This window comes from Hydrogenophaga atypica (assembly GCF_042665215.1).
In the GTDB taxonomy this organism is placed as follows: domain Bacteria; phylum Pseudomonadota; class Gammaproteobacteria; order Burkholderiales; family Burkholderiaceae_C; genus Hydrogenophaga; species Hydrogenophaga defluvii_A.
Genome location: NZ_JBHTCA010000061.1, coordinates 1 through 3,663, shown reverse-complemented (window position 1 = coordinate 3,663; position 3,663 = coordinate 1). Strand labels below are relative to the sequence as shown.

The window sequence follows — 3,663 nt, the reverse complement described above, 5'->3', positions numbered from 1 at the left end:
ACCCAGAAAAGGTCTGGGCGTACGATCCCCTCTGGCGGTCTACCGGGACCTGCTCCTGAACAGTCCCCAACACTCCACCCTCGTTCATTGAAACCAAGGGTGTTGCACTTCAGATTTGAATCCGCCCAGATATTAATATAAATATTATGCAAACTGCGGTGTATCCTGGGATGGTAAGCTTGGGGTGGATTTTTGTCGCAAAATAAATGGCACCAAAAAACACTGATGACAGTCCTAGTGCAAGTCCCCACCATGCCCAAAGTGAGGGATCAATATTGTTCCTTGCGAACAATTGTGTGGTCAAAAATACGCCTGGTGCGAGTATAGCCAGTAGTATGTTAAAAAGTATGTAGAAAACCACCAAAAGTAACAAACCAAATAAACCGAGTTTAATAACTTGGGCATCAGAGACTGTTGGCTTGCTTCTTTGGTGCTTTGCCATGTGGTGTCCTTATTTAGTTTCGGCGTCTTCAATGCTTCTGACCACATTCATGCCCGACAACAAGCGTTTGTAGCCAGCTCATTCAGCCTCCAATGAGTTGGACAGGGCAGCCCAGGCGCGCACATAGTTTCGTTGTGCTTCAGTCTCGGGTGATTCTGGTTTGCGCCTACGTTTGTCCGCACTCATGCGTGACCAGAGTAAGCGCAGATGAGCCAGCGCAGCTTCGCCATTGAAACCATTGTTGACCAAGTGGCAGCCCACCACTGTGCCCGTGCGTCCGACCCCTCCCCAGCAGTGAACGTAGACGCGGCGCCGTTGCAACAGCCACTGATCGATCTGCCGCAAGACTGCTTGCATCTGCGCGGGATGCTTGGGTACGTCATAGTCTCGGATCGGCATTCGGCGGTAAACAAAGTTCAGGCTGCGCTCAGCCCCCAATTCAGCCAATATCTCATCGTAGGGAGCGAGCTCATGGTCCTCCGTCAGATCGAGAAAGGTATCAACACCAAAATGGAGATAATTGGCCAGTTTGCGACGTGCCGTTCCTGCATCAGGGTTGCCCGGATATTCACCCGCGAGTAGCGAGTTCGGTATGACCCAATAGCTGTTGTTCGGGTGTTGCTTGTGAGTCAGGTCGAGCAGCTGCGGCAAGATGACACGCTTTCCGTTCTTGTCAGGAGCCGAGGTGAGATCCCCTTCGAAGTGCTCCATAAGCGAGTTGGCCGAGTCCCAATCCAGCTTGAGCACGCGTTGAAGAACAGCCGGACTGGCCGACTGAGTTGCGAGAATAGCTTTGCGCGCTGCTGGCAGCAGCGCTTCGATCTGTTCTTGTGTCAGTGGCATGGTGATGACGATACTCAGAGAGCCTGCAGCACCTCGTGCGCTGGATCGAACTCAGCCTGAATTTCCCTTATTGCATCGGCAAACCTGCGGCAGAGACGAATGAATTGGCTGACCAACAAGCCGTCACGATAGTAGATCGGGTAAGCGGCCGTGAACCGGGTGACAGTCACACCTTCGTCGTCTACCGTGCGCATGTAAACCGAGGGCAAAATCAATTGCTCGTTGACGCGATTACAGAACGCAAGGCGCTCCATTTCTGGGACATCAGGTGCCCATTCAAGGTAGGTGCTGAGGGTGATGAATCGAGTATTTTCTCGGAGATAGATCCAAAACGGGAACATGCCAATCTCGCGGACGTAGATGGTTTTCTCGTCAGTCATTTCATATGCGATCGTGGCTTTTTCAAGTTCCAGCGAAAGCGAGATGATGTTGACATTTTTCTCTTCGATCAGGGTATCGAGGCTCATCGTAGGCTCCTATATATTGAGAAGGTGCCCAGTGTGAGCTGCGACTGGCTCAAGGAGTGAGCCTGGTACTCAAGCCACTCGAAAAATACAGTTTTTGCATCGCAGCCACACGCTCAATCAGTGCTTGACGCAGAGCGGGGGGTTCGAGTATTTCGACGTTGTCGCCATGGCGCAAGACATCCATGACCAACTCTGTCGAATCACTGTAGGGGAACGACATTTCAATACCGCCGTCAGCCAGCTCTGTCATGGCCTGCTCAGGGTGCCAGCGCTCATGTCGCACCCATCTTGCAGCTGTCACATTGAAGCGCAGCCTTGCGGTTTGTGTTTGCCCACCGAAGTAAACACCGTAGCCCTCCGCCAGTGTTCTGTTGACCAGGTCAAGAGACAGTTCATGTGCTGTTTCCTCGGTCATCACGGGCTGGTTCATAGCGTCAAGAGCGAACTTGCGCAACGCATTCTTGTCATGGCACCAAGCATCCAGGTACCAGTTTTCTCGGTAGTAGCTCAGCCGCTGAGGGGATACGATCCGTTGCGTCACTTCGTTGCGATGCCGTCCCTCGTAACTAAAACGCAGGCGTTTGCGTAGCATGAGCGAATTGCCAACAACTTCGAATGCCACCGGGTCTGTGGTGCGGTGTTGATTGGCATTGATGAGCTTGACTCGGGCAGCTACTTGTTCCGCATCCCCGTGTCCACTGCCCATGAGAGTCCGGATGCGTTCAAGCAAGGGCTGAATATGAGGTGTAAGCAGCCCACCGCTGTCGATCTCGCGCAGCAAGTGGTGCATGGTCAGCAACGCTCGGATTTCTTGTGGCGAGAACCACAGACCCGGCAACTGGTGCGTGGAGATGGATGACTACGACACGTCGGTGCTGCCTGATGGTGATCGACAGGCTGGTGTCGTGTTGCCATGCGTATGCCGAGCGAGTACGCCTTGTGCTGTTGAGTTTCCGTACGACTCCACAGAGGCGCTGGCAGAGGAGGCTCCTCCCATTCCAGGAGAAGTTGTGAGCGTGAGGCAGGTGGCGGATGAGATCGTGCAGCTGGAAGTCGCGATCGAGGAGTCACTGGTATTTGAACCGGGGCAGTACGTACGCATCCAGCCACAGGGGACAGAATTTTCACGCTCGTATTCCATGGCCAACCCGCCTGGAAGCAATCACCTGGAGTTTTTTATTCGTCTGGTGCCTGGTGGTGCATTCTCGGGCTGGTTGGCGCAGGCCAAGGCTGGTGACAAGGTGGAGCTGAGCACGCCGCACGGCACCTTCTTTTTGCGCGAAGAAAGTCGGCCGCGCTTGTTTGTGGCCGGTGGCAGCGGCATCGCACCGTTCCTGTCGATGCTTCGCGGTATGGGTGAAGCCGCCCGTGCGCTGCCAACCACGGTGCTAATCGGCGCGCGCACACCGGAGCACTTGTTTGCTCAGGACGAACTGCTGGCCATGCGTGAAAAGATGCCTTTGCTCGACGTGAGGCTGGCCATCGAACGCGGCGCTGGTCCTGACACCCATACGGGATATCCCACTGACCTGATTGCCGGGTTGGGGCTGGACCCATCAACACGCGTCTACCTCTGTGGGCCACCACCCATGGTGGAGGCGGGGCGTGCAGCAGCTCAGGCTGCGGGGCTCCCGCGCGGCGACGTGCTTTGCGAGCGCTTCAACTGACCGTTCCCGGCAGACAGATATCTTGCGCGAACTTTGGATGCACATCGCGAACAGTCCATCAGAAGCAGACGCGCGAGCGCGTGCTGACCTAGCGCGCTTTGGCGGGTCGTACAGCAACTTAGAATCTATCCGTAAATTATGTTGACACTCAAAGGCACCTTGCGAAACGCGATGATCGCCGCCGCGAGATGGTTGAGTGCGAGGAAGCTGCGCTCGAGCTTCTCGTAGCGCACGAGCAGTTTTC

At 55.0% G+C, this 3,663-nt stretch carries 5 protein-coding genes and 1 pseudogene; 1 reads left to right on the top strand and 5 read right to left on the bottom strand.

All coding sequences use genetic code 11. The features are described 5' to 3' along the window. Positions 1-109: 109 nt before the first annotated feature. The 4 genes from ACFQPB_RS23680 to ACFQPB_RS23665 all read right to left on the bottom strand — a co-directional run bounded on the left by ACFQPB_RS23680 (position 110) and on the right by ACFQPB_RS23665 (position 2,542). Positions 110-442, bottom strand: a complete 333-nt coding sequence (locus tag ACFQPB_RS23680) for a hypothetical protein (protein ID WP_382228834.1) — start codon at positions 440-442, stop codon at positions 110-112. Between the two features lie 78 nt (positions 443-520). After that, positions 521-1,285, bottom strand: coding sequence for a protein-tyrosine phosphatase family protein (locus ACFQPB_RS23675; RefSeq protein WP_382228831.1), 765 nt, complete (start codon positions 1,283-1,285; stop codon positions 521-523). Positions 1,286-1,299: 14 nt separating this feature from the next. Next, positions 1,300-1,752: a YbjN domain-containing protein gene (locus ACFQPB_RS23670; RefSeq protein WP_382228828.1), complete on the bottom strand. Its 453-nt coding sequence runs from the start codon at positions 1,750-1,752 to the stop codon at positions 1,300-1,302. 49 nt (positions 1,753-1,801) lie between these two features. Then, the gene (locus ACFQPB_RS23665; RefSeq protein ID WP_382228825.1) at positions 1,802-2,542 is read right to left on the bottom strand and encodes a helix-turn-helix transcriptional regulator; all 741 of its coding nucleotides are present in this window, start codon (positions 2,540-2,542) and stop codon (positions 1,802-1,804) included. Between the two features lie 61 nt (positions 2,543-2,603). On the opposite strand from ACFQPB_RS23665, the gene ACFQPB_RS23660 reads away from it, so the two are divergent. After that, positions 2,604-3,419 carry an FAD-binding oxidoreductase gene (locus ACFQPB_RS23660; protein WP_382228822.1) on the top strand — a complete coding sequence of 272 codons (816 nt, stop codon included), beginning with the start codon at positions 2,604-2,606 and terminating at the stop codon, positions 3,417-3,419. Between the two features lie 125 nt (positions 3,420-3,544). Here ACFQPB_RS23660 and ACFQPB_RS23655 read toward each other — a convergent pair. Beyond that, positions 3,545-3,663, bottom strand: a pseudogene (locus ACFQPB_RS23655) (IS5/IS1182 family transposase); the annotation flags it as partial.

What these genes read in the sequence shown, in the direction of transcription:
- ACFQPB_RS23680 (WP_382228834.1), bottom strand. Translation starts at nt 442, where the DNA reads ATGGCAAAGCACCAAAGAAGCAAGCCAACAGTCTCTGATGCCCAAGTT.
- ACFQPB_RS23670 (WP_382228828.1), bottom strand. Translation starts at nt 1,752, where the DNA reads ATGAGCCTCGATACCCTGATCGAAGAGAAAAATGTCAACATCATCTCG.
- ACFQPB_RS23665 (WP_382228825.1), bottom strand. Translation starts at nt 2,542, where the DNA reads ATGCACCACTTGCTGCGCGAGATCGACAGCGGTGGGCTGCTTACACCT.
- ACFQPB_RS23675 (WP_382228831.1), bottom strand. Translation starts at nt 1,285, where the DNA reads ATGCCACTGACACAAGAACAGATCGAAGCGCTGCTGCCAGCAGCGCGC.
- ACFQPB_RS23660 (WP_382228822.1), top strand. Translation starts at nt 2,604, where the DNA reads ATGGATGACTACGACACGTCGGTGCTGCCTGATGGTGATCGACAGGCT.